The sequence below is a fragment of the Mycolicibacterium bacteremicum genome (assembly GCF_002086115.1).
Taxonomy (GTDB): Bacteria; Actinomycetota; Actinomycetes; order Mycobacteriales; family Mycobacteriaceae; genus Mycobacterium; species Mycobacterium bacteremicum.
On sequence record NZ_MVHJ01000026.1, the window covers coordinates 26,014 to 49,338 of the forward strand.

Annotated in this window: 24 protein-coding genes; 13 read left to right on the plus strand and 11 right to left on the minus strand. The window is 68.8% G+C overall.

The window, feature by feature from the left end:
* Nucleotides 1-103 precede the first annotated feature (103 nt).
* Entirely contained in the window at nucleotides 104-727 is a 624-nt protein-coding gene (locus tag BST17_RS22570) for a PaaI family thioesterase (protein WP_083061135.1), read from the plus strand.
* On the opposite strand, the gene BST17_RS22575 is transcribed toward BST17_RS22570, so the two are convergent.
* Nucleotides 728-2,734, minus strand: coding sequence for an FUSC family protein (locus BST17_RS22575; protein WP_083061136.1), 2,007 nt, complete (start codon nucleotides 2,732-2,734; stop codon nucleotides 728-730).
* A gap of 102 nt (nucleotides 2,735-2,836) precedes the next feature.
* Here BST17_RS22575 and BST17_RS22580 point away from each other — a divergent pair, with 102 nt between their 5' ends.
* Together BST17_RS22580 and BST17_RS22585 are read left to right on the plus strand one after the other, a co-directional pair.
* Complete coding sequence (locus tag BST17_RS22580) at nucleotides 2,837-3,547, plus strand: EthD domain-containing protein (RefSeq protein WP_083061137.1); 711 nt, start codon at nucleotides 2,837-2,839, stop codon at nucleotides 3,545-3,547.
* Nucleotides 3,544-4,299, plus strand: coding sequence for an enoyl-CoA hydratase/isomerase family protein (locus BST17_RS22585; protein WP_083061138.1), 756 nt, complete (start codon nucleotides 3,544-3,546; stop codon nucleotides 4,297-4,299). Before BST17_RS22580 ends, BST17_RS22585 begins: the two co-directional genes overlap by 4 nt.
* Here the strand turns inward: BST17_RS22585 and BST17_RS22590 are convergent, their stop codons facing one another.
* Both BST17_RS22590 and BST17_RS29040 read right to left on the minus strand, forming a co-directional pair.
* A complete protein-coding gene (locus tag BST17_RS22590) occupies nucleotides 4,300-4,491 on the minus strand; it encodes a (2Fe-2S)-binding protein (protein ID WP_083061139.1) in 192 nt (63 codons plus the stop codon). It lies immediately after the preceding gene.
* Nucleotides 4,492-4,495: 4 nt separating this feature from the next.
* The gene (locus tag BST17_RS29040; protein WP_133053571.1) at nucleotides 4,496-4,690 is read right to left on the minus strand and encodes a hypothetical protein; all 195 of its coding nucleotides are present in this window, start codon (nucleotides 4,688-4,690) and stop codon (nucleotides 4,496-4,498) included.
* Between the two features lie 271 nt (nucleotides 4,691-4,961).
* Between BST17_RS29040 and bfr the strand changes: the two genes are divergently transcribed.
* The 4 genes from bfr to BST17_RS22610 all read left to right on the plus strand — a co-directional run bounded on the left by bfr (nucleotide 4,962) and on the right by BST17_RS22610 (nucleotide 8,554).
* A complete protein-coding gene (gene bfr, locus BST17_RS22595; RefSeq protein ID WP_083061140.1) occupies nucleotides 4,962-5,453 on the plus strand; it encodes a bacterioferritin in 492 nt (163 codons plus the stop codon).
* Nucleotides 5,454-5,538: 85 nt separating this feature from the next.
* Nucleotides 5,539-7,599: an MDR family MFS transporter gene (locus tag BST17_RS22600; RefSeq protein ID WP_083061141.1), complete on the plus strand. Its 2,061-nt coding sequence runs from the start codon at nucleotides 5,539-5,541 to the stop codon at nucleotides 7,597-7,599.
* Nucleotides 7,600-7,640: 41 nt separating this feature from the next.
* The gene (locus BST17_RS22605) at nucleotides 7,641-8,123 is read left to right on the plus strand and encodes a carboxymuconolactone decarboxylase family protein (RefSeq protein ID WP_083061142.1); all 483 of its coding nucleotides are present in this window, start codon (nucleotides 7,641-7,643) and stop codon (nucleotides 8,121-8,123) included.
* A 47-nt stretch (nucleotides 8,124-8,170) separates the two neighbouring features.
* A complete protein-coding gene (locus BST17_RS22610) occupies nucleotides 8,171-8,554 on the plus strand; it encodes a hypothetical protein (RefSeq protein ID WP_207573700.1) in 384 nt (127 codons plus the stop codon).
* Here the strand turns inward: BST17_RS22610 and BST17_RS22615 are convergent.
* From BST17_RS22615 to BST17_RS22625, 3 genes are read right to left on the minus strand one after another with little or no spacing between them, the layout of a single operon-like run.
* Nucleotides 8,543-9,874 (minus strand): cytochrome P450, encoded by a 1,332-nt coding sequence (locus tag BST17_RS22615; RefSeq protein WP_234807779.1) that lies wholly within the window; start codon nucleotides 9,872-9,874, stop codon nucleotides 8,543-8,545. The two genes, BST17_RS22610 and BST17_RS22615, sit on opposite strands and share 12 nt — an antisense overlap.
* A gap of 30 nt (nucleotides 9,875-9,904) precedes the next feature.
* Nucleotides 9,905-10,321, minus strand: coding sequence for a nuclear transport factor 2 family protein (locus BST17_RS22620; protein ID WP_083061180.1), 417 nt, complete (start codon nucleotides 10,319-10,321; stop codon nucleotides 9,905-9,907).
* Between the two features lie 46 nt (nucleotides 10,322-10,367).
* Nucleotides 10,368-12,155 (minus strand): N-acyl-D-amino-acid deacylase family protein, encoded by a 1,788-nt coding sequence (locus BST17_RS22625; RefSeq protein WP_083061144.1) that lies wholly within the window; start codon nucleotides 12,153-12,155, stop codon nucleotides 10,368-10,370.
* Between the two features lie 92 nt (nucleotides 12,156-12,247).
* Between BST17_RS22625 and BST17_RS22630 the strand changes: the two genes are divergently transcribed.
* A complete protein-coding gene (locus BST17_RS22630; protein ID WP_083061145.1) occupies nucleotides 12,248-13,144 on the plus strand; it encodes a dienelactone hydrolase family protein in 897 nt (298 codons plus the stop codon).
* A gap of 6 nt (nucleotides 13,145-13,150) precedes the next feature.
* Here the strand turns inward: BST17_RS22630 and BST17_RS22635 are convergent, their stop codons facing one another.
* A complete protein-coding gene (locus tag BST17_RS22635) occupies nucleotides 13,151-14,074 on the minus strand; it encodes an SDR family oxidoreductase (RefSeq protein ID WP_083061146.1) in 924 nt (307 codons plus the stop codon).
* A gap of 137 nt (nucleotides 14,075-14,211) precedes the next feature.
* Here BST17_RS22635 and BST17_RS22640 point away from each other — a divergent pair, with 137 nt between their 5' ends.
* The gene (locus tag BST17_RS22640; protein WP_083061147.1) at nucleotides 14,212-15,318 is read left to right on the plus strand and encodes a glycosyltransferase; all 1,107 of its coding nucleotides are present in this window, start codon (nucleotides 14,212-14,214) and stop codon (nucleotides 15,316-15,318) included.
* A gap of 43 nt (nucleotides 15,319-15,361) precedes the next feature.
* Nucleotides 15,362-15,754, plus strand: a complete 393-nt coding sequence (locus BST17_RS22645) for a hypothetical protein (RefSeq protein WP_133053572.1) — start codon at nucleotides 15,362-15,364, stop codon at nucleotides 15,752-15,754.
* Here the strand turns inward: BST17_RS22645 and BST17_RS22650 are convergent.
* Both BST17_RS22650 and BST17_RS22655 read right to left on the minus strand, forming a co-directional pair.
* Nucleotides 15,744-16,304, minus strand: coding sequence for a winged helix-turn-helix domain-containing protein (locus tag BST17_RS22650; protein WP_234807780.1), 561 nt, complete (start codon nucleotides 16,302-16,304; stop codon nucleotides 15,744-15,746). The two genes, BST17_RS22645 and BST17_RS22650, sit on opposite strands and share 11 nt — an antisense overlap.
* Before the next feature lie 40 nt (nucleotides 16,305-16,344).
* Nucleotides 16,345-17,100, minus strand: coding sequence for a MetQ/NlpA family ABC transporter substrate-binding protein (locus BST17_RS22655; RefSeq protein WP_083061149.1), 756 nt, complete (start codon nucleotides 17,098-17,100; stop codon nucleotides 16,345-16,347).
* Nucleotides 17,101-17,268: 168 nt separating this feature from the next.
* Between BST17_RS22655 and BST17_RS22660 the strand changes: the two genes are divergently transcribed.
* Both BST17_RS22660 and BST17_RS22665 read left to right on the plus strand, forming a co-directional pair.
* Nucleotides 17,269-18,711 carry an APC family permease gene (locus BST17_RS22660; protein ID WP_083061182.1) on the plus strand — a complete coding sequence of 481 codons (1,443 nt, stop codon included), beginning with the start codon at nucleotides 17,269-17,271 and terminating at the stop codon, nucleotides 18,709-18,711.
* Entirely contained in the window at nucleotides 18,708-20,045 is a 1,338-nt protein-coding gene (locus BST17_RS22665) for a glutamine synthetase family protein (RefSeq protein ID WP_234807781.1), read from the plus strand. Before BST17_RS22660 ends, BST17_RS22665 begins: the two co-directional genes overlap by 4 nt.
* Here BST17_RS22665 and BST17_RS22670 read toward each other — a convergent pair.
* Entirely contained in the window at nucleotides 20,005-20,676 is a 672-nt protein-coding gene (locus BST17_RS22670) for a TetR/AcrR family transcriptional regulator (protein ID WP_234807782.1), read from the minus strand. The genes BST17_RS22665 and BST17_RS22670 overlap by 41 nt on opposite strands.
* A 61-nt stretch (nucleotides 20,677-20,737) precedes the next feature.
* Between BST17_RS22670 and BST17_RS22675 the strand changes: the two genes are divergently transcribed.
* On the plus strand, nucleotides 20,738-22,033 hold the full coding sequence (locus tag BST17_RS22675) for an FAD-dependent oxidoreductase (protein WP_083061152.1): 1,296 nt from the start codon (nucleotides 20,738-20,740) through the stop codon (nucleotides 22,031-22,033).
* Between the two features lies 1 nt (nucleotide 22,034).
* On the opposite strand, the gene BST17_RS22680 is transcribed toward BST17_RS22675, so the two are convergent.
* Nucleotides 22,035-23,315, minus strand: a complete 1,281-nt coding sequence (locus BST17_RS22680; protein ID WP_083061153.1) for a cytochrome P450 — start codon at nucleotides 23,313-23,315, stop codon at nucleotides 22,035-22,037.
* Nucleotides 23,316-23,325 lie beyond the last annotated feature (10 nt).

Sequence of the window (23,325 nt, forward strand, 5' to 3'; positions counted from 1 at the left end):
CGTCCGGCCATCATCGCAAACCTCTGCCGCGACCATAGCGTCACCGCGCAGCCGCGGCGCGCGGTGACTCGACAGCTCGTCTGCAACGTGTTCTAGTTCTTGGATGCTGGACTTCACTCTCGAAGACCTCACCGCCGAGGACGTCGAGCGACTGCGCACCATCTACCGGCCGCTGACCGAGTCGGTCCGCGAGCTGATCGACGCCACCATCCGTACCGCTGCCGACGCCGAGACGGTCGCCGCGGCCAAGGCCGGTATCGATGCCGCGACCGCGGCCCTGCGCAGCAACCAGCTCGACGGACCCTTCGGGGTGCGCTTCACCGCCCACGGTGACCGCATGCCGTGGGGCAATGCCGTGATCGGGTTACGCAATCCGATTGCCCCGCCGCTGCTGATCGAGCACGCCGACGACGGCTCGGTCTCGGCAGATTTCACCCTCGGCGCCGCCTACGAGGGCCCACCCGGACACGTCCACGGTGGGGTGGCGGCACTGATCCTCGACCACGTCCTCGGCGAGGCCGCCAGTCCGGCCACCAGCCCTCGGCTCACCGGGACCATCAGCATCCGCTATCTGCGCCCGACGCCGCTGGGGCCGCTGCACACCGAGGCCGCGATCGTGCGCACCGAAGGGGTCAAAACCTTTGCCGCGGGCACCATCTCGGATGCCGAGGGGCCGACGGTGCAGGCCGAAGGCGTCTTCATCCGACCCAGGTGGGCGCGCGACTGATCACTGCCGGCCGACCTGGATATCCCCGGCGGCCACCTCGGTGACCACCGCGGTGATGGTGGCGATCTCGCCGACCAGTACCCGTTCGGCGGCGTCGGCGTCACTGAGTAGCGCGGCGGCCTCGCGCACACCGGCGCCTGCGGCCAGCAGCGCATCGGTGTCGACACGCCACGGTGCAGCTGGGGTGGCCGGGTCACCGGAGAGCGCCTTGACGTACTCGTCGACGGCCGCCACGAATTCTCGGTTCAGTGTGGCCGGCGGATGCGCGGGCAGGTGGGCCTCCAGCGCGGCGCACGAGGTGGTGACCGCATTGAGCGCCGCCCGGTAGGACCGCATCCACCGCCGCAGTTGCTGCCAGTCGGTCCCGGTCGACCCGGCGGTGGCCTCGAACGCGGTGCGGGCACTCACCGCGCGCGCCCATGCCGATTCCAGGGATTCCTTCGGATGGTCCAGGTCATGTACGAAGGCCCGGATAACCGTTGCCGCATAGTCGATCTCGGTCTTCAACAGCTCTCCGGCGCGCTGGCGCAGGCGGACCAGCGCGTTATCCGGGAGCGCAACGTGCACCGTCACCGCCAGGGCGCCGCCGATCAGCACCGCCAGCAAACGGTCCCCGATGGCCTCGGCAGCTCCGGTGCCGCCGATGTCGAGCAACATCACCAGTGCAGCCGCGATGGCGGCGTTCACCGCGAGATAGCTGACCTCGGCGCTGGCATAGGCCGCGGCGAGCAGCATGACCGCAAGCACCGCCGACGTTGCGGCCGATGGCCCGAACACCGCGATCAGGATGGCGCCGACGGCCACGCCCGCGGCGGTCCCGGCAATTCGCCAGACGCATCGGGTGTAGGTGTGCGCAGTCTCGGGCCGCAGCACCATCAATACCGTCAGTGCGATCCACACGCCGTGCGGTACACCGGCGAACCGCCACACCGCGACACCGAGGACGGCGGCCGCGGTCAGCCGGACGGTGTGCCGGAGGATGGGGGAGTAGCGGTTGAGCTGCTCGCGCATCAACACCGCGGCCGCGGTGAGGGCATGCGGCACGCCGGGCCGACGCAGGTGCGCCAACTGCTCGGGTTCGAACTGTCCGAACCGCAATTCGACGGCCTCCCGCAACTGACCGACCAGTCGTAACGCCACATCGTGTGCGCCGCCGGGAACGGCCTCGGCGGCGCCCTCGAGTTGGCCGAGCGTGTAGCTGAGGTCGTGGCGGGACCGGCGCCGCGCGTGCGCGATCACCGCCAGCAGATCGGACGCACCGTGCAGCAGGCGAGCGACGGCCTCTTCGTCTCCGTGCGCACGCAGCGTCGTCAGCGACTCGGCGATGCGTTCCGGCAACCCGTACCAGCCCCGGTAGATCGGGGGTCGGCGCTTGGCCATCGCCTCGCTGACGGTGAACGCCTCGCGCAGCTGGATCAGCGGTTCGGTGGACACCTGGTGCGCCGCATCGGTGATGATCCGCTCGGCGTCGCCGGCCAGCGCGAGGTAGGCGCGGCTGAGCGCGCTGCGCTGGTCACGCCAGCGCCGCTGGGGCCATACCGCGATGAGCAACGCCTGGGTCAATCCGGCCACCAGGGTCAGACCCGCCGCGGCCACCGCGGCCGAGGCGGTGGCCGGCGGCTCGGCCGTCACCAGCAGGGCCGCACCCGCGGCGGCGACCAGACCCGCATTCGCGCTCAACGCCCAGTGCAGCCCGGCGATCACGCACCACAGGGCCAGGGCGATCAGCAGCGCCACAGCGTTGCCGCCGGTGAGCGACCCGATCAGGACGGCCAGCGCCATCTCCACCGAGACCACGACCACGATCGGGAACCGGCCGCGCGGACTGTCCTGCAGCGCACTGCCTCCGGCCACGGCGCCTGCCATCGCCGCACTGGCCGCCGCCGACATCTGGGCAGGGAAGCCGACGGCGATCGCCAGCAGCGCGACGCCGAGCACACCGACCAGACTGCGGATCACCGCGCCCGGGTCATACATCGTCAGGCGCAGCCGGCGGCTCGTCGTCATGACGCCATTGTCACCCGCATCGCATTGGCGACACCCGTGATCGCCGCTTCCCGTGCGCCGGTGTCGACATCGCAATCCGGCTGCGGTTGCTACGTTCTGAGGGTGGAAAAGGTGATGGTCACGTTGCGCTCGTCGGACGCCGACGAACAATGGTGCCGGCGGTTGCGGACCCGGGTCGCCTCGGCACTGTCCGAGCTGGACCTCGCCGGGCTGGCGGTCAATGTCCGCGACGACGCCGTCCGGGCCTCGATGATGACGCTGACGACGCTGGATCCGCCGGTCGTGGCGGTGGTGAGCATCTGGACACAGCAGTACTACGGGACCGCGCTGAACGCTGCGCTGGAGCAGTTGGCCGCCGAATGTGAGCTGCTGGCCGCGTATCTGGTCACCGAGTCGGTTCCGCTGCCGGGCCCCGATGTCGCGCCGAGTGCGCGGACGCCTGGTCTGGCGAACGTCGCGTTGCTGCGGCGTCCCGCCGACCTGGATGTCGCAACCTGGTTGGCGCACTGGCACATCGACCACACCCCGGTCGCGATCGAGACCCAGGCGACGTTCGGGTACACCCAGAACACGGTGGTCCGGGCTCTCACCGCGGACGCGCCGGTGATCGACGCCATCGTCGAGGAGCTGTTCCCCCTCGAGGCGGTGTCGGACCTGCACGCCTTCTTCGGTGCCGCCGATGACGCGGACCTGGCGGACCGGATGGGCCGGATGGCGGCCAGCGTCGCGCGCTTCGGTGCGGACCGCGATATCGACACGGTGCCGACCAGTCGGTACGTGCTGTGGACCCCTACACATACAGTGCAGACGTGACACTTCTGATCTCCGATGACAATCGGGTCCGCACCGTGACCCTGAACCGCCCCGAAGCGCTCAATGCTTTCAGTGAGGCGCTCTACGACGCGACGACGGAGGCTTTGCTGGCCGCGGCGGAAGATCCCGAGGTGTCGGTGGTGCTGCTGACCGGAGCGGGGCGGGCCTTTAGCGCCGGCAATGACCTGGTCGAAATGCAGCGGCTGGTCACCGATCCCGATTACCAGCCGGGCAAGTACGGCTTCCGGGGACTGATCGAGGCGTTGACCGCCTTCCCGAAACCGTTGATCTGCGCGGTCAACGGTGTCGGCCTGGGCATCGGTGCGACCATCCTGGGCTACGCCGATCTGGCGTTCATGTCGTCCACGGCGCGGCTCAAATGCCCGTTCACCAGCCTGGGGGTTCCCCCGGAGGCGGCGTCGTCGTATCTGATGCCGAGATTGATCGGTCGGCAGAACGCCGCCTGGTTGCTGTTGTCCTCGGAATGGGTGGACGCCGCAGAGGCGCTCCGAATGGGATTGGTGTTCAAGGTTTCTGAGCCGGACGACCTGCTGCCCGAGGCCCGCCGGCACGCCGAGATCCTGGCGTCGCGTCCGCTCAACAGCCTGATGGCGGTCAAGCAGACCATGATGGCGGCGATCCGACCGGCCATCGTGGCCGCGTCCGAGCGGGAGAACGCACTGTTCGCCGAGTTGCTGGGTCAAGCGGCCAACATCGATGCGCTGGCCTCGTTCAACGACGGGCGCGGCTGACTAACCGGCTGCGTGCACCGGGCACTCGGCGGTGCGGGCCGCGGCGAGGATGGCGCGCACCGTGAACCGGCAGCGCCCGCAGTCCGAACCCGCGCCGCACGCCTCGGCGACCTGCCGGGACGTCGTGGCCCCTGCGGCCACAGCGTCGTGCACAGCCTGGGTGGTGGCTCCGGTGCACAGGCAGACGAACATCGGGTCAGGCCGCCTTGCCCGACGCGCGGCCGTCGAATTCGACGGCCGGAACAATGGCCGTGATATCGGGAGAACTCGTCGGCGAAATTGCTGCCGGATGAGGCCGGGAAATATCGTGCGAGGCGAATTCCGAATTCCGAATTCCGGCGGCAATGTCAACAGCGCCGGCGGGCGATCCATTTCGAATTCCGATCACCATGCCCGCCTTTGCCTCCTATTCGTCGCGCCGCTCGCGGAGCCGGCTTCGGCGACCTCGGCGCCGAGTTAGGTCAGTGTAACCTAACTTAGGCTAGGCAGTCCATAACAAGGCCTCTGACTAGGGTTAGCCTTGCCTACGGCGCGCCGACGCCGCCGAAAAATTCTCTCCGAACCGCCCGCCGCACCCTCGCTGCACACCCTCGCCTGGACTAGGTTCAGACGTGCACGGCTTTAGCGAGACTTGAACAGCCCTCAAGGTGCTTAGGAGCGACATGCAAGGCGATCCGGACGTTCTGAAACTGCTCAACGAGCAGTTGACCAGTGAACTCACGGCGATCAACCAATACTTTTTGCATTCGAAGATGCAGGACAATTGGGGATTCACCGAATTGGCCCGCCACACGCGGGAAGAATCGTTCGAGGAAATGCGTCATGCGGAGACCATCACCGATCGCATTCTGCTTCTCGACGGGTTGCCCAACTACCAGCGACTGTTCTCGCTGCGGGTCGGCCAGACGCTGCGTGAGCAGTTCGAGGCCGACCTTGCCATCGAGTACGAGGTGGTCGAGCGTCTGCGACCCGGCGTGATCATGTGCCGCGCGAAGGGCGATGCCACCTCGGCGAGCATCCTGGAGCAGATCCTGGCCGACGAGGAAGGCCACATCGACTATCTGGAAACGCAGTTGGAGCTGATGAACAAGCTGGGCGAGGAGCTCTACTCGGCGCAGTGTGTGTCGCGCCCCCCGAGCGTGGGTACCGCCTAGGGGCACGCGGTCGACCGGCCCTGCCGCCCGCGTATATTAGATAGCAAAGCTAATATTCCGCTGGGTCGGGGAGGACCGGGGAATCGTGACCGCCACCGTCGCCGATACGGGTTCGGCGAGCTCGCTGATCAGCCCGCAGCGCCGCAACATCATCTTCGTTGCGGTGTTGCTGGGCATGCTGTTGGCCGCGCTCGACCAGACCATCGTGGCCACCGCCTTGCCGACGGTCGTCTCCGACCTCGGCGGCGCCGGCCACCAGTCCTGGGTGGTCACCAGTTATCTGCTGGCATCCACCATCGCCACCGCGATCGTCGGCAAGCTCGGCGACCTGTTCAGCCGCAAGTCGGTGTTCCAGGTCGCGGTCATGTTCTTCCTGCTGGGCTCCGTGCTGTGCGGGCTGGCCGGCTCGATGTCGATGCTGGTGGCGGCGCGGGCGCTACAGGGTATCGGGGGCGGCGCCCTGATGGTCACCGCGACGGCGGTCATCGGTGAGGTGATCCCGCTGCGCGATCGCGGCCGGTATCAGGGTGCGTTGGGCGCGGTGTTCGGGGTGACGACGGTGATCGGCCCGCTGCTCGGCGGATTCTTCACCGACCACCTGTCCTGGCGCTGGGCATTCTGGATCAATGTCCCGGTCGCCATCATCGTGTTCCTGGTCGCCGCGGTCGCCATCCCCGCGCTGGCCCGCAAGGACCGCCCGGTCATCGACTACGCCGGGATCGCACTCGTCGGACTCGGCGCGTCCGGGCTGACGCTGGCCACCAGTTGGGGCGGCGCCGAATATGCGTGGTCCTCGCCGGTGATCATCGGTCTTTTCGTCGGCTCGGTCATCGCGCTGGCGGCCTTCGTCAGGGTGGAACTGCGGGCGCCCGAACCGATCCTGCCGATCCGGCTGTTCGCCGGTCAGGTCTTCTCGGTCTGCTGTGTGCTCGGATTCATCGTCGGTTTCGCCATGCTCGGCGCGATGACGTTCCTGCCGACCTTCATGCAGTTCGTCGACGGGGTGTCGGCCACGATGTCGGGACTGCGCACGCTGCCCATGGTGGCCGGCATGCTCATCACCTCGATCGGCAGCGGCTCGATCGTCGGGCGCACCGGCCGCTACAAGATCTTCCCCGTCGCCGGCACGGCCATCATGACCGTCGGCTTCCTGTTGTTGTCGACAATGGACGCCCACACCGCCCTGTGGATGCAGTCGCTGTACCTGTTCGTCCTCGGTGCCGGGATCGGTCTGTGCATGCAGGTACTGGTGCTGGTGGTGCAGAACACCTCGAGTTTCGCCGACCTGGGTGTGGCGACCTCCGGGGTCACCTTCTTCCGGACCATCGGAAGTTCGTTCGGGGCGGCGATATTCGGCTCGTTGTTCGCCAACTTCCTGGCCGGCCGGATCGGGCCCGCCCTGGCGGCCGGCGGTGCTCCGCCGATCGCGGCCGAGTCACCCCAGGCGCTGCGGGCACTGCCACCGGAGATGGCCGCACCCGTCATCGACGCCTACGCCGAATCGTTAGGAATGGTGTTCCTGTGCGCCGCCCCGGTCGCCTTCATCGGCTTCGTCGTCGCGCTGTTCCTCAAGGAGATCCCGCTGCGGGAGATGGAGACCGTGTCGGCATCCGATATCGGCGAGGGCTTCGGCATGCCGACGCCGGAAACCTCCGATGAGATTTTGGAGATGGCCGTCGCCCGCACCTTCCGGGACTCCCCGGACATCCGGCTGCGCAAGCTCACCGACCACCCCGGTTGCGAACTCGACGTGGCCCGACTGTGGGCGGTGGTCCAGATCTACCGGCACAACCAGGTGTACGGTTCGGCGACGCTGAGCCAGATCGCCGAGCGCCGGCGGATACCGCCGGAGGTGCTCGAACCGTCCTTCGAGCGCTTGGTCGACACCGGGTACGCGTTGCGCACCGGCGACCAGTTGTGGCTCACCCAGGCCGGCGCCGACCAGGTGCAGGTGGCCATCGACGCCCTGGTCGGCAAGCTGGTCGAGCGGCTCTCCGGGTCGGGTGCGGCGACGGGGTTCGACGGCCGGCCCGACCGGTTACAGGTCGAGGCGGCGCTCGAGCGGATCGCCCACCGGATGGTGGTACAGCCACAGTGGGTCGAGGACCGGGTGGAACTCACCGCGGCCGGTGCGACAAAAAACTAGAACACGTTCCAATTGAGCCGTATCGGGCGTACGCTTCCCGCATGAGCCGCATCGGAGATTTCGCTGACGACGACGCCGCCGCGTGGATCACCAAGTCACCCGACATCGGTGTGGCGATGGCCGGCTTCACCCATGCCGTCTACAACAAGAACCGGCTGCCCATGCGGGTGCGCGAACTGGCCCGCATGGTCATCGCGCTCAGCAACGAATGCGTCGTCTGCCAGAACACCCGCGACTCGGCCGGGATCGAGGCGGGTGTGGACGAGGATCTCTACGACCATGCCGCGGTCTGGCAGACCTGGCCCGGGTACAGCGAGCAGGAGCGCATCGCCGCCGAGTTCGCCGAGCGGTTCGCCGGTGATCACACCGGCCTGCGTGACGACGAGGAGTTCTGGGCGCGCTGCCGCGAACACTTCAGCGACGAACTGCTGACCGATCTGGCACTGTCCTGCGCCATGTGGCTGGGTATGGGCCGCATGCTGCGCACCCTCGACATCGGGCAGTCCTGCAAGATCACCCTTTGACCGTCCCCGCCGCGGCGGCCGTCGCGCTGATCTTCGTCTGGCTCGGCATGGTGCTTGCCATTTCCTTCCTCGAAGCCCCGCTGAAGTTCCGCGCACCCGGGGTGACGCTGCAGATCGGGCTGGGCATCGGCCGGTTGGTCTTCCGCGCGCTCAACACCGTCGAGGTGGTGCTCGCCGTACTTGTCGCATCGGCGTTGGCGCTCGGTGCGCCGTCGGCGGCCGGATCGATCGGATTTGCCATGGCGGCAACCGCATTGGTGCTTCAGCTGGTGGCGGTGCGACCGCGGCTGGCGCGCCGGTCCGACGCCGTGCTGGCGGCCGCGCCGCACGGCGACGGACAGCCCCGATCGCGCGTGCACTACGCCTACGTGGGGCTGGAATTGATCAAGACGGTCGGGCTCGTGACCGCCGGGATCGCGTTACTGCGCTGAGGCGCCGGCGTGCGGGCAGCCGGGAACCGAGACCGTATGCCGGGCCCGCACCCGGATTCGGGCGCCCCGATGTGGGGTGAGGATGACCCCCTTGACGTGTGGACGTTCGCCGGGCGCGGTGGTGGTGTCCAGGTCGACGCGGCGCAGCACCTCGCGCAGCACGATGCCCATCTCGACGAGCGCGAAGTTCGCGCCGAGGCAACGACGATTGCCGCCGCCGAACGGCAGCCAGGTGGTCGGGCCCGGGTGGGCGCCCACCATCCGGTCCGGGTCGAACCGGTCGGGATCCGGGTACCGCTCGCCGTCGGCGTGTACCAACCCGATGGCGGGTGCCACCATCACTCCGGCAGGCAGCCGGTATCCGGCGATGTCGACCGGCTCCTTCAGGATCCGTCCGACATCGAACACCACCGGCCGGATCCGCAGCACCTCCTTGCACACCGCGTCCAGATATCCGCCGTCACCGGTGCGGGCGGCCTCGGTGGCCCGGGCCAGCAGCGCGGGATGGCGGGTCAACCGTTCCAGCGCCCAGGACAGCGCCGTGGCGGTGGTGTCATGGCCGGCCACCAACAACGTCATCAACTGGTCGCGCAGTTGCTCGTCGGACATCTCGTCGGTGCGGATCAGCATCGCCAATGCATCTGGGCGGGAATCCAGTTGGGGATCGGCACGGCGGTCGGCGATCTCGGCGTAGAGCAGCTCGTCGGCCTGGCGCAGGCGCTCGGCGAACGGACGCCACGGCAGGAGGCGCTGGAGGCCCGGGGTGTTGATGGCCAGCGATTCCCAGACGCCGACGCTGAGCAGTTTGGGCATCACGGCGCGCAGGGCGGCCAACCGGTCGGGCTCGCTCGCGCCGATGACCGTCCGCAGGATCACCTCGAGGGTGATCTCGGACATGCTGGGCGCCACCGCAAATCGCCGCTGCAGCGGCCACCGGTCGATGTGCTGCGCGGCGACATCGGCGATGACATCGGTCTGCCGGGCGACCGCCTCGCGTCCGAACGGTGCCAGCATGACTCGGCGGCGCCGCGCGTGGACATCGCCGTCGACCACCAGAACCGAACTGGCCCCGAGTAATCCGGCCAGCATCGCATTGGCCTCTCCGGCGTGATACACCGCCGGGTCGCCGCCGAAGACCGTCTTGATGTCGGTGGGATCGGCCAGATAGACCACCGTGCCCATCGACGCGATGCGCAAGGTGAACACGTCGCCGTAGTGGCGCCGACACCCGGCGAGCAGTCGCGGCCAGAACTTCATCAGCAACGCCGCCTGCACACCGGTGGGCAACGACGGTCCGGGCGGCAACCCCAATTCGGTCACGTGTATGAGTCTACGGGTGGGCGCAACCCCTCACAGCTGACCGGTCGCGTCGTACACCCAGGACAAATCGGCAGTGGCGAAGTCGGCGAGCCAATTCGGCGGCGCATGAGTGCTCAGGGCGCCCATGTCCCAGTAGTCCTTCCACAGGGTGATCCGGTCGTCGACGACGCGGTGCACGGTGACGAACGGCAGCACCGCCCGCTCGCCGGTCGGCCAGGTCCAGGTCTCGGAGTGCTCGTACATCACGTGCGGCCCGTCGGCGACCAGCAGTCCGTCGTGGTTCTCGTACGCCGCCAACGGTTCCAGCCCGATTTTGAGGCGCTTGACGATGTCCTGCGGACCGCGGGCGGCCGCCGCCGGGCCGACCGGCATGTCCGCGTAGATGCAGTCGGCGGCCAGGAACGTGGTGAGCGCCGTCCAGTCGCGGCGCGACAACGCCCGCCACATGCCCAGCACGATGTCGGATTCCGCGCACCGCGCGCGATCGGCGGTGTCAGACGACACTGGCCAGTGCGCTCTCGTCGGCACCGAGGGCGGGGGACCGGTGCGCCGCCCGCAGGAACCGGCCGGTGCGGTGCCGGCCGACCAGCTCGGTCGGCTGACCGTCGAGGAACACCGCACGACCCGAGACCAGGACCGCGGTGACGGTGTCGTCGTTGCGGTTGACCATGCGCTCCAGTCCGCCGTAGCAGTCCACGGGCTCCTCGGCGTAGGCGTCCAGGCCGGCGTCGAGCCGTTCGGGATCGATGATCACCACATCGGCGCGGTCCCCGATGCGCAGGTGGCCGGCATCCAGGCGGTACCAGTCGGCGAGCTCGCCGGTCAACCGGTGTACGGCGTGCTCGATGCTCATGAACTCCTGGCCGCTGTTCTGGGCGTCACGCACGTGGCGCAACAGCCGCAGTCCCATGTTGTAGAACGCCATGTTGCGTAGGTGTGCGCCGGCGTCGGAGAACCCGAGCTGGATTCCTGGATTGCGGGCGAGCTGCTTGAGCACCTCCGGCCGGTGATTGGAGATGGTTGTCCGCCAACGGAGTTCGCGACCGTGGGCGAGCACCAGATCCAGGAAGGCGTCGACCGGGTGCAGGCCGCGGTCCGCACCCACCTGCCCGAACGACTTGCCGATGACAGCGTGGTCCGGGCATCCGACGATCTCGGCGTCGAAGAAGTCGCGGTGCCAGACCCGCATCCCGTACCTGCTCTCGTAATCCTTGCGGAACCGCCGCCGGTAGGTCTCGTCGGCCAGCAGCTCGTTGCGCTCCACCTCGTCGCGCAGGTGCAGGGCCTGCGCGCCCGCGCCGAACTCTTCGAACACCACCAGATCGATGCCGTCGGCGTACACCTCGAACGGCACCGGCAGGTGCTGCCAGCGGAAGTTGCCGCCCAGGGCGTTGATCAGCCGCGAGGACGGACCCATGATCTTGATGGCGTACGGGTTGGCCTTGATGTCGGCCGCCGAGAGCAGGCTGGTCTTGAGCGGATTACGCAGAATGCCGAGCGACTGGGCCATCTGCGAGAGCAGATTCAGTGGATTCTGGATATCGGGTCCGGACTGCAGGGCCCGGCCGGCACGGCGCAGCAGCGACTTCAACCTGCGCAGTTCACGGGGTTTGGCGTAGGTGGACGGCAACGTGCGAGACCGGCAGGTATCACCGTCGATCTTGTCGAAAAGCAGCTGCTGCGAGGACATTCCGACGAACCCGGCATCGAGCGCGGCGGCGAGCATGCGTTCCATCTCGGCCTGCTCGGAGCGGGTGGGCCGCTGATCGGCACGGGTGGCGCGGTCCAGTCCCATCACCGCGGTGCGCATGTCCGAGTGCCCGATGAACGCGGCGAGGTTCGGGCCGAGTGGCAGCGACTCCAGTGCGGCGACGTACTGCTCGGCGCCGGTCCAGGTCTTGTGTTGCTCCACGGTGTCGATGACGAAGTTGCGTGGGATGGCCTCGACCCGCCCGAACAGATCGCCGGCGTCCACGCCGCCGACGTGCACGGTGGACAGTGAGCACGAACCCAGCATCACCGTGGTGACACCGTGGCGCAGCGATTCCGACAGTGACGGCCGGCCGAGCACCTCGACGTCATAGTGGGTGTGGATGTCGAGCATGCCCGGGATCACCCACTTACCCGTGGCGTCGAGCACCTGCGGGCATCCGGTGGCGTCGAGATCGTCGGCGCTCACGGCGACGACGTGGCCACCGCGGATGCCGATGTCACGGACGGCGGACGGTGCGCCGGTGCCGTCGAACCAGCGGCCGCCCCGGATGATTGTGTCGTAGGTCACCTCGACATGACACCAGTGGCGCCGACGGGTGTCAACGAAAATAGTGAACAGATTTTCAAATTTGTCTACTGGTCGGCGCGCATACTCGAATTGTGACGCCGCTGCAGCGCTATATCGCCGAAGAGATCGCCACCGACCACGTCGACGGCCTGCTGTCGCGCCGTGAGGCCCTGCGTCGGCTCGCCCTGCTCGGCGTCGGAACCGCCGCCGCGACCGCCCTGATCGCCGCCTGCGGGGATGCCAAGCAGGACGTCGTCGCCACCAGCACCGAGCCGGCCGAAGCCACCCCGCCGGGGATGGCTGAAGCCCGCCCGACCGCTCCGGTGACGTGGCGCGGACCCGCTGGTGACCTGCAGGGCGCCTGGGCCGAGGCCGCCGAACCCCGCGGCGGGATCCTGGTGATCCACGAGAACAAGGGGCTCAACGACTGGGTCCGCTCGGTGGCGGGCCGGCTGGCCGGGGCCGGCTACTCCAGCCTGGCCATCGATCTGTTGTCGGCCGACGGCGGCACAGCGACCTTCGACGATCCCGCTCAGGCCACCGCCGCGCTGGGCAACCGTCCGCCCGAGGAGATGGTGGCCGATCTGCGGTCCGGGATCGCCGAGGTACAGGCGCGCACCCCGGGTAAGCGGGTGGCGGCCATCGGCTTCTGCATGGGCGGTGGCCTGGTGTGGCGGTTGCTCGCCGCGGGCGTGCCCGAGTTGGCCGCCGCGTTCCCGTTCTACGGGCCGACGCCGGAGAACCCTGACTTTGCGGGCTCCGAAGATGTTGCCGTGCTGGGCTTCTACGGCGAGCTCGATCAGCGGGTGAACGCCACCGAACCGGTGGCCGCCGCGGCGCTGGACCGCGCCGGGCTGGTCCACGAGCTGGTCACCGAACCCGGTGCCAACCACGCCTTCTTCAACGACTCCGGTGACCGGTATGACCCGCGTGCCGCCGCAGATGCCTGGCAGCGCACGCTCGCCTGGCTGACCACGCACGTCGACTGAGTGAGCTCACGACGCGGACCAGCCATCGGGGCACGCACCGTCGATATCGGTGAACCCGTACACCCTGGCCGCCTCCGCCGAGGTGACCGACCGCTGGTTCCAGCGGGCCCGGTCGGCATCGGCCGCGATGGCCGCCACCGCGCGCCCGACGAAGCGCGGCGACTCCGAATCGGCGAAGCCCGGTGGCGCGGTGGGATGTCCGTCTGTTCGCCCTGGCCGTAGTGCATCTCGCCAGTTGCGCTCGGTGACCCCGTAGTTGTCCAGCATCATCTCCGAACGCAACCAGCCCGGGGTCACGGCGACGGCGGTGGCGCCGAACGCCGCGAGCTCGTGTCCGTGGCTGAAGGCCAGGCGGTTGACGGCGATCTTGGCCAGGTCGTAGAACACCGACAACCGCATCACCTCGCAGTTGTACTGCCATGTGCCGTCGGTGATCTCGACGAGCAGGCCGCCGGGTGCGGTGACCAGCAGCGGCAGCAACCGGTGCGAGGTGATCAGGTGGGTGGTGATCCCCAACTGCAGGATGCGCAGACCGTCGTCGAGATCGTGCTCCCACATCGGCCGTCCCCAACTCGACGGCGGACCCTTGAGCACCTCGGCGCCCCACAGGTCGTTGACCAGGATGTCGATGGCCCCGTACTCCGCGCGCACCCGGTGGGCCAGCGCACTCACCTGGTCGGCATCGAGGTGATCCACCTGGATCGCGATGCCGGTGCCACCCAGTGTGTCGACCAGCTCCGCGGTCTCCTCGATGGTCTCGGGCCGGTCGTAGTCCGATCCGCCGCGGCCGTGCACACTGCTGCGGCCGGTGCAGATGACGGTGGCCCCGGCCTCGCCGAGCGCGGCCGCGATCCCACGACCGGCGCCGCGGGTGGCTCCGGCGACGACGGCGACCCGGCCGCGCAGCGGACCGGACTCCAGCGGTGCCATGGACGCAAAGTATGCGCGCGCGGCCCTGGCGGCGGGGTCGATCGGCGGATCGCCGCCGGGAGCACATTCACCATCAGTTAACGCGGCGGTTCACCACCCGTGTACGTCCGCACACGGGTCGCGGCTACTCATTGCCCATGAAGGTTGTCCAGGTCGCCAATTTCTACGGCCCGCGTTCGGGTGGGCTGCGCACCGCGATCGACCGGTTGGGTGCCGAGTACAGCGCGGCCGGCCACGATGTCGTGCTGGTGGTGCCCGGGGCCGATGCCGACCGGCAGGTGCTGGCCTCGGGCGTCACCCGGTTGTCCCTGCCCGCTCGCCTGATCCCGTGCACCGGCGGCTACCGGGCGGTGCTGCCCGGCCCGGTGACCGCACTGCTGGAGCAGCTGCAGCCGGATGCGCTGGAGGTCTCCGACCGCCTGACGCTGCGCTCACTGGGGCGGTGGGGACGGCGCAACGGGGTGGCCACCGTGATGATCTCGCACGAGCGGTTGGACCGGCTGGTGGGACAGATCCTGCCGCGCCGGGCCGCCCGCTCGATCGCCGACATCGCCAACCGGCGCACCGCCCGCAACTATGACGCGGTGGTGTGCACCACGGGCTTCGCCCGCGAGGAGTTCGAACGGATCGGCGCGGACAATGTGGTGACCGTGCCGCTGGGGGTGGACCTCGACCAGTTCCATCCCCGCTACCGGTGCCCCCGGTTGCGCAGCCGGTGGGCCCACCCGCAGCAGACCCTGCTGGTGCACTGCGGCAGGCTCTCGGTGGAGAAACACGCCCACCGCAGCATCGACACCGTTGCCGCCCTGCGGGATTCGGGTGTCGACGCGCGGCTCGTCGTGGTCGGGGAGGGGCCGCTGCGGCCCCGGCTGGAGCGCCAGGCCGCCGGCCTGCCGGTCGACTTCACCGGCTACATCGGTGACCGCGACACCGTTGCCGGCATTCTGGCGTCGGCCGATGTGGCGCTCGCGCCGGGGCCGCACGAGACCTTCGGCCTGGCCGCGCTGGAGGCGCTGGCCTGCGGCACACCCGCGGTGGTGTCGCGCACCTCGGCGCTGGCCGAGATCCTCACCGCCGACAGCGGGGCCACCGCCGACAACGATCCGCGGGCCCTCGCGCATGCGGTGGCCTCGGTGATCAGCAGACCCGAACCGGTGCGCCGGCACAGCGCCCGGCGCCGGGCCGAACAGTTCACCTGGCCGCGTTCGGCCGCCGGCATGCTGGATGTGCTGAGCCGGCACTGACCAAACGCGCGGGCCCAGCGCGCCGGTGCCCTACGATCTGGGCATGAGACGGCTTGTGCTGGCGGTACCGGTGGTGGGCGTGGCGGCACTGCTGGGCACCGGACCCGCGGCCGCCGCCCCGGCGCAGGGGTGCGCGGTCAACCTGCAGGCGCCCGCGGTGGTCGAGTCGTCCGGCATGGCGGCGGTGGTGGCTTCGGTTCGACCCGGGGCGTGCAACCGCGCGGTGCCCCAACTGCAGGTGGCCTGCCTGCAGCAGGTGGGCAGCGCGGTCGCGCCGCTGTGCGTGCAATCCGAGGGCCCGGGCAGCGCGGAGGTCCGGCTCACGCCGTACACGCCGGGCGCCGGGTACACCGTCAGCGGCCGGGTGTGCGCGAATGCCGGAAGCCCGCCGGTGACCTACTGCAGCACCGTCGGTCCGACGACCGTCACCCTGTAGCGCCGTCGCGCAGATATCGGACGTCGGCGCCGGCGTCGAACCGGTAACCGCTGCCGCGGATCGTCGTGATGACGCCGGCGTAGTCACCCAGTTTGACGCGCAGTCTGCGCACATGCGTGTCGACGGTGCGGCCGGCACCGGGATGGTCGTCCCACACCTCGTGCATCAACTGGCCGCGCGACACCGGCCGGCGCGGATGCTCGGCGAGAAAACACAACAGTTCGAATTCGCGGTAGCTCAGATGGACCGGGGTGCCGTCGATGCTGACCGCGCGCCGGGCCCGGTCGATCTGTAGGCCACCGGCCCGGTCGTCGCGCCGACCCGGGACATCGGCATGGCCGGTGACGGTGATGACCGCCGGCCGGGCACGCACCCCAGGCACCGAGTGGGCGATGACGCGACCGTACTCATCGGCCAGTTGGGCAGTGCGCAAAGGTAATTCGGTGAAACCCGGTGGTACCTCCAGCACCAGGACGACCTGCACCGGGGATGGTGCCGGCCGTGCGGTTCCCGCGCCGGATTGGTACATCGCCTCAGCGTGCATCAGCATCCGAGGTGCCCGGCAGGGTTTGCCGCGTCGTGAGTACAACTCAGAATGCCGGGATCACCTGACCGGAGTACATCGACTCGATGAACAACCTGGTTCGCGGGCCGGTCAGCGCCGCGGCCAGCGCGGCGATATCGGGGCTGGTGCGTTCTGTCGGACTGGTCACCAGATACTCCGCGTAGACCGGGTTGCCCCGGTCGCAGTGCAGGGCGGTGTCGGTGTGCACATTGCGTTCCATCGCCTGGTTGCCGAACAGGAACACCGCATCGAAATCGTCGAGCGCAGAGGCCATCGTCCAACTGGTCAGCTCCTTGAACACCAGTCGGCGCGGGTTGGCTCGGATATCGGTCGTGGTGGCCAGGCGGTCCACGTCGGGCGAGCAGTCGAGCAGGCCGAGGCGGTCCAGCATCATCAGCGACCGGTCGGCGTTCACCGCGTCGGCCGGCAACGCCACCTCGGCGTACTCGGGCAGCGTGGCCAGGCTGGTCACCCGGCTGGAATACAACCCGAAGGGTTCGATGTGGACCGGGACCACCGGCGTCAGCGCATTGCCGGTGCTCCGGTTGAATTCCGTCAAGAACGGCAGGTACTGAAAATAGTTGGCGTGCAGTCGTCCTGACGCGAGCCAGTCGTTGGGTTCGTCGAAGCTGTCGAACACGGTCACCTGCAGGTCGATCCGGTATTCGGCCAGTACCGCGCGGACGTTCTCCAGTATCTCGGCGTGCGGCACCGGCGTCGCGCCGACCCGCAGCGGCCGAAGGCCTTTCGTGTGGACAGATCGCACCGAACTGGTCGACATGCCCCGAGAGTACTGCCGACCACACAGACCGCAAGGCGCTCGGGCCGACCCAATGTGTCGTCATGTTACGGACTTCGGCGCACGCTGACCGCAGTGGTGTTCGCACGCCCCGGCGCGGCCTACGGTCTGGCCAACTGTCATCCGACACCCGAGAAAGACGGTCCGACCATGTCTGAGATCACCGCTGTCGCTGGGCAACTCAGCGACCCACCGCACCATCCCGACCGCAGGCTCCGCGGCAATCTCGGGGTGGCTTCCATCGTCTTCATGGTCGTCGCGGCCGCCGCCCCGCTCGGTGTGGTCGGCGGTGTCTTCCCGCTCGGCATCGCCAACGGCAACGGTGCCGGTTTCCCGGCGACCTTCATCGTCTCGACGGTCATCCTGCTGCTGTTCGCCGTCGGCTTCACGGCATTGACGCCGTTCGTCGAGGACGCAGGTGCCTTCTTCTCCTATATCCGCCATTCCCTGGGCTTCTCGGTCGGTATCGGATTCGGTTTCGTCGCACTGGTCAGTTATGTGGCGCTCGAAGCCGGTGTCTACGGACTGCTCGGACCGGCCGGCGTCGGCGTGATCACGCTGTTCGGCGGGGCCGAGATCCCCTGGTGGATCCTGGCCGCGGTGGCCTTCGTGGTGACGACGTTCCTGGGTTACCGCAACATCCAGCTCTCCAGCCGCGTGCTGGGTGTGCTGCTGACCGCCGAGATCGCGATCATCCTCATCCTGGACCTGGTCATCGTGGCGCGCGGCGGCGGTGACGACGGGCTGTCCACCGGCGTGGTGAACCCCGCCACCGTGTTCTCCGGATCCCTCGGTATCGGTCTGCTGTTTGCGATGCTCAGCTACATCGGTTTCGAGGCGACCGCGGTCTTCCGCGACGAAGCCAAGGACCCCGAGCGCACCATTCCCCGCGCCACCTACGCCGCGCTGATCCTCATCGGTGCGTTCTATGCCGTCACCAGCTGGGCGCTGATCTCGGCATGGGGTGACGAGCAGGCCGTCACGCAGGCGACCGATGCCGGCGGCACGTTCCTGGCCGACGTCGCCCAGACCTATATCCGCACCGCGGGCAACGACATCATCACGGTGCTGTACTTCACCAGCCTGTTCGCCTGCATCCTGGCGTTCCACAACGTGGCGTCGCGTTACGTCTTCGCGCTGTCCCAGCATCGGGTGCTGCCGGACTCCCTGGGTGTGGCGCACGCCGCCCACGGTTCCCCACACAAGGCGTCGCTGTGGATCTCGGGCGTCGTGGCGATCAGCATCGCTGCCGCCGTGCTGTTCGACCTCGATCCGGTGACGCAGTTCTACACCTGGTTCGCCGCCGCCACCACAGTGGGCTTCGTGGTGTTGCTGATCGCCACCAGCGTGGCGGTACTGGTGTTCTTCGCGAAGGACCGTCGCGGGCATTCGCAGTGGCGGGTCCGCATCGCGCCCGCACTGGGCCTGCTCGGGCTCAGCCTCACGCTGGCGCTGATCCTCACCAATCTGGAGGGATTGGCCACCTCGAATGCGTTGGGATGGGGCATCGTCGGGCTGCTGATCGTGTCCTTCATCGTCGGCGCGGTGGTCGGTCGGCGGGCGGGCGCCACCGCGCCGGCGGCGCGGTCGTGACCCGCACCGTCGACGCGGCGATCTCCGAGCGCGAGCGCGACCTACTGGACCGGCTGGCCGGGGGCACGCTGCGCGAGATCGAGGTGGCCTGGAGTGATCCGCTGGGGCATGCGCAGGGCAAGCGCATCCCGGCCGCGCAGTTCCTGCATCGTGCGCGGGGCAGCGGGTTCGCGTTCTGCGAGGCATCGCTGGGCTGGAACGCCGATGGCACCGTCATCGACGGGCTGCGGCTGACCAATTGGGACGGCGGCTACCCGGATGTGTTCGCGGTGCCGGATCTCGGCACGTTCCGCGAGCTGCCGTGGCGCCCGGGCGTCGGGCACGTCGTCTCCGACGTCGTCACCCACGATCGTGCACCGTCGCTGTTGGATCCGCGGGCCGTGCTGCGGCGGGTGCTCGATCGCCTCGCCGGACTCGGCTACACCGCCAAGATCGGGGTGGAGCTGGAGTTCTACCTGCTGAACCCGGACGGCACGCCGTTCCAGGAGGACATCCACGCCTATTCGCTGGAGAACGCCAACGCGCTCGACCCGGTGTTGTCCGACCTCTACGACACCCTCGGCGCGTTCACCCGGTTGGAGGGCATCCAGAGTGAGTACGGACCGGGCCAGGTGGAGACGAACCTGGTGTACACCGATGCGCTGGAGGCCGCCGACGACAGTGCCCGGTTGAAGTACGCCGCGAAAGAAGTTGCCCGCCGACACGGCAAGCTCGCCAGCTTCATGGCCAAACCCTTCGCCGAGCACTCCGGAAGCTCGGCGCACCTGCACATCTCGCTGTGGCGCGACGATGAACCGGCGTTCGCGGAGGTCGACGGCGGCGAGAACGACCTCGCGCAGTTCGCCATCGCGGGTCTGCTCGAACACCTTCCGTCGATCACGCTGTTCGGAGCGCACTCGGTGAACGCCTACCGGCGCTTCGTGCCGGACTCGTTCGCCCCGGCCACGGTGACGTGGAGTCGCGACAACCGCAGTGCCGCTGTGCGTTCACTGCTGGAATCGGATCCGCGGGCCACCCGGATCGAACTGCGCACCGGTGGTTCGGATGCCAATCCCTACTGGCTGGTCGCGTCCGCGCTGGCCGCGGTGGTGGCCGGTATCGAGGCGCGCCGCCGACCGGCGCCCGCCGCGGGCGGCAATCTGTACGGGTCGGGCACCCCGCTGCCGGAGTCGCTCGCGGTGGCGGTGGCGTTGGCCACCCGCGACGACACCATCACCGAGATCCTCGGAGCCGATTCGGTCGCCGACTTCGCGGCGATCGCGCACAGCGAATGGCTCGCGTTTGCGGGTCAGGTCACCGACTGGGAGCGTCATCGCTACCTGACGACGTCCTGAGCAACTGGGTGCACAGCAGGTCGGTCAGCCATCCGCGAAATCGCCGCGTGGACCACCCGCGAACCACGACGAATCGGTCGTAGAGCACGGGATCGGCTGCCAGCCAAGCGATGTCGATTGCGTCGGTGCGTTTGACCGCCGCGCGCAACGCGTTCAGGGCGGTCAGGCGATCGACGACCGCGCGGGCACCGGCCAGCCGCCGGCGTTGGTACTGCGTCAGCAGTTCGAGCGCGGAGTCGTCGGATTCGGCGGCCACCTCCAGGGCGCGAAACAACGGGCCGACCCGTTCATCGATGCCGACCAGGCGGCGCGCCCAGCCGGCGAGCAGTTCGGCGGGATCGTCGTGGTTGAGCGCCGCGCGCACATCATCGCGGTCGGCCAACGGGATGGATTCGTCGTCACCGGCGACGGCCCGGTCCACCGCCAGTGCGAGTAGATCGATCTTTCCGCCCGCGGCGCTGAACACCGTCTTGCGGCTTACCCCGGCCCGCGTCGCGACCGCATCGATGGTGGTCCCGGCGAAGCCGCGTTCGACGAACATCTCCGCCGCTGCGGTGACGACGGTGCGGCGGGTCCGAGCTGCCTGATCGGCGCGCAGGGTCGATCGGTATTCGCGCTTGACGGATTCCATAATTCACCTCACTGTGTATGAATTGATTACACCATAGGTGAACTGAAATGAGGAGATCGCGATGCGCATCACCATCGTCGGCGCCGGGCCCACCGGGTTGTTCTGCGCCATCGCGCTCGGGCGTCGGGGCCACCGGATCCAGGTGATCGACCGCGACGCCGGGCCGCCCGGCAGCGGGCTCTGGCGCCGGCGTGGCGTGATGCAACTGCATCATGCGCACACCTTCCGGGTGCCGGTGGTCGACGCGCTGGAGGCCGAGATGCCGGAGGTGCTCGACGATCTCGTTTCCCGTGCTGCGACCGTCGCACGCGCCGACGACGGTCGGCCCGTCGCGCTGCTGTGTCGTCGTGCGATGTTCGATGCCGTCCTGCGCAGGCACGCCGAGGCGACGCCCGGTGTGCTGCTTCGATCGGCGGCTGTCGGTATGCTCACCGGTCCCGCCGGTCGGGTCCTGGCCGACGACGTGCCCGTCGACGCCGATCTAATCCTGGACGCCACCGGCCGCAGCGGACGGATCACCGGCGGCCACCGCGGCGTGACGCACGACTGTGGGGCCGTCTACGTCACCCGCCAGTACCGCCTGCGCACGGCCTTCCGGCCACCGACGAACAGCCCGATCGGACTGTCGCTGCAGCTCGGCGGATACATCGCTATCGCGTTCCTGCACGACGGCGGGACCTTCTCGGTGACGATCATCCACGACGGGTCCGACCGCAGGCTCCGCGAACTGCGGCACGCCGATGTCTTCGAACGTGCCGTCCGGGCGATCCCGCAGCTGGGCGCGTGGACGACCACCTCGACGGCCGTGCCCATCACCCCGGTCCTGGCCGGTGGCCGGCTCTACAACGCCTATCGTGGGCAGCCGGTGCTGCCGCGGGTGATCGCGGTGGGCGACGCGGTGTGTACGACCACCCCGCTGGCTGGCCGCGGCGTGGCCCTGGCATTGCGGCAGGCCCGCGAACTGGTCGACCTGATCGGATCCGGCCCGCGCACCGACACCGACATCGGGCTGGTGCGGTCACGATTCGAGGCGTGGTGCGAAACCGCGATAAAACCCTGGTTCGACGATCAGGTGTACGCCGATGCCCACCGACTGCGCCGGTGGGCGGGCGCCGGCATCGACTTCGCCGCCAGGTTGCCGTCGGATCTGATCACCGCCGCCGCAGCGCGGGAGCCCGCACTGGCGCCGCTGATCGGCGCCTACGAGCGGATGGATGCGCTGCCCGACACGTTGGCCGCAGCAGAGCCGTCGGCCCGCGCCGTGTACGCCGGCGGGTGGCGCGCCCCGGTCGCACCCGGCCCCACCCGCGCCGAACTGGGTGCGATGTGTGCCGGGGCGGCCGCCAGGATCGCCTGACTCACGCCGGTGTCCAGCGCACCGGCAGCCGCTTGATGCCGTGGATGAACGGCGAGAGCAGCCGGTCCGGTTCGGCGTCGGCCGCCAGATCGGGGACCTGGCGGTGCAGTTCCTCGAAGGCGACGGTGATCTCCCGCCGCGCCAGGTTGGCTCCCAGACAGAAATGCGCACCACCCCCGCCGTAGCCGAAGTGCGGGTTGGGCGAGCGCAGGACGTCGAATCGCCACGGGTCGGGGAAGCGGGTCTCGTCGCGGTTGGCCGACCCGTACCACATGGTGACCTTGTCGCCGGCGGTCATCGCGACCCCGCCCAGCACCGTGTCGCGGGTCAGGGTGCGGCGCATGTAGGCCACCGGCGAGGCCCACCGGACCACCTCCTCGACCGCGGTAGGGGCGATCCGGTCGAAATCCGACCACCAGAGCTCGCGCTGGTCGGGATGCCGGCTCAGGGCGAGCACGCCGTGACTGATGGCGTTGCGGGTGGTCTCGTTGCCGGCCACCACGAGCAGGATGAAGAAGGAGGCGACCTCGGCCGAGGTCAGGCCCTCGCCGTCCAGTTCGGCCGCGATGAGGGCGGTGGTCAGATCCTCGCGCGGGTTCGCACGCCGGTCGTCGGCCAATGCCGTTGCATAGGAACCGATATCGATCGCAACCCTGGCGAACTCATCGAAATCGGTGGTCAGGTCGGGATCGCCGAAACCGAGGATCACGTTGGTCCAGTGGAAGATCGTGTCGTGATCGGACTCGGCGATGCCCATCATGTCGCAGATCACCTGCAGCGGTAGCGGACCCGCCAGCGCGGTCACCAGATCGGCACACCCGTCGGGATGCTCGGCCACCATCGACGACACCAAAGTGCGGGCGCGTTCGCGCACCGACTCCTCGACCCGGGCCAGCACCCGCGGTGTGAAGGCACTGCGCACGATGTTGCGCAGCCTGCCGTGGCGCGGATCATCCATCGCGATCATCGACCCGAAGTACTCGGCCAACTCCGGGGTCTGATCACCGATGGTGATATTGGGGCTCGAACTGAACACCTCGGGGTGGCGACTCACGTGGTGCACATCGTCGTACCGGGTCAACGCCCAGTGGCCGGCACCGGCATCCACCCCCTCCGCGGTCACCGGCCGGTGGAAGGAGATGGGCTCCTCCCGGCGCAGGGTGGCGAATGCGCCATCGCGGTAATCGTCGTCCCCGCGCCAGAACCGCCAGGACCCCAGGTCCACCTCGGCGCGGTCGACGACGGGTGGGGGTGTTCCGTTGACGCGAACCGCGATCGGCATGGTTTCAGCC

Coding starts and splice junctions, on each gene's coding strand:
- BST17_RS22635 (WP_083061146.1), bottom strand. CDS start 14,074: ATGGCACCGCTGGAGTCCGGTCCGCTGCGCGGCCGGGTCGCCGTCGTC.
- BST17_RS22655 (WP_083061149.1), bottom strand. CDS start 17,100: ATGTCGACCAGTTCGGTGCGATCTGTCCACACGAAAGGCCTTCGGCCG.
- BST17_RS22610 (WP_207573700.1), top strand. CDS start 8,171: ATGGTGCTTGCCATTTCCTTCCTCGAAGCCCCGCTGAAGTTCCGCGCA.
- BST17_RS22675 (WP_083061152.1), top strand. CDS start 20,738: ATGCGCATCACCATCGTCGGCGCCGGGCCCACCGGGTTGTTCTGCGCC.
- BST17_RS22575 (WP_083061136.1), bottom strand. CDS start 2,734: ATGACGACGAGCCGCCGGCTGCGCCTGACGATGTATGACCCGGGCGCG.
- BST17_RS22680 (WP_083061153.1), bottom strand. CDS start 23,315: ATGCCGATCGCGGTTCGCGTCAACGGAACACCCCCACCCGTCGTCGAC.
- BST17_RS22670 (WP_234807782.1), bottom strand. CDS start 20,676: ATGGAATCCGTCAAGCGCGAATACCGATCGACCCTGCGCGCCGATCAG.
- BST17_RS22605 (WP_083061142.1), top strand. CDS start 7,641: ATGAGCCGCATCGGAGATTTCGCTGACGACGACGCCGCCGCGTGGATC.
- bfr (WP_083061140.1), top strand. CDS start 4,962: ATGCAAGGCGATCCGGACGTTCTGAAACTGCTCAACGAGCAGTTGACC.
- BST17_RS22590 (WP_083061139.1), bottom strand. CDS start 4,491: ATGTTCGTCTGCCTGTGCACCGGAGCCACCACCCAGGCTGTGCACGAC.
- BST17_RS29040 (WP_133053571.1), bottom strand. CDS start 4,690: ATGGTGATCGGAATTCGAAATGGATCGCCCGCCGGCGCTGTTGACATT.
- BST17_RS22620 (WP_083061180.1), bottom strand. CDS start 10,321: ATGTGGCGGGCGTTGTCGCGCCGCGACTGGACGGCGCTCACCACGTTC.
- BST17_RS22645 (WP_133053572.1), top strand. CDS start 15,362: ATGAGACGGCTTGTGCTGGCGGTACCGGTGGTGGGCGTGGCGGCACTG.
- BST17_RS22660 (WP_083061182.1), top strand. CDS start 17,269: ATGTCTGAGATCACCGCTGTCGCTGGGCAACTCAGCGACCCACCGCAC.
- BST17_RS22650 (WP_234807780.1), bottom strand. CDS start 16,304: ATGCTGATGCACGCTGAGGCGATGTACCAATCCGGCGCGGGAACCGCA.
- BST17_RS22640 (WP_083061147.1), top strand. CDS start 14,212: ATGAAGGTTGTCCAGGTCGCCAATTTCTACGGCCCGCGTTCGGGTGGG.
- BST17_RS22570 (WP_083061135.1), top strand. CDS start 104: ATGCTGGACTTCACTCTCGAAGACCTCACCGCCGAGGACGTCGAGCGA.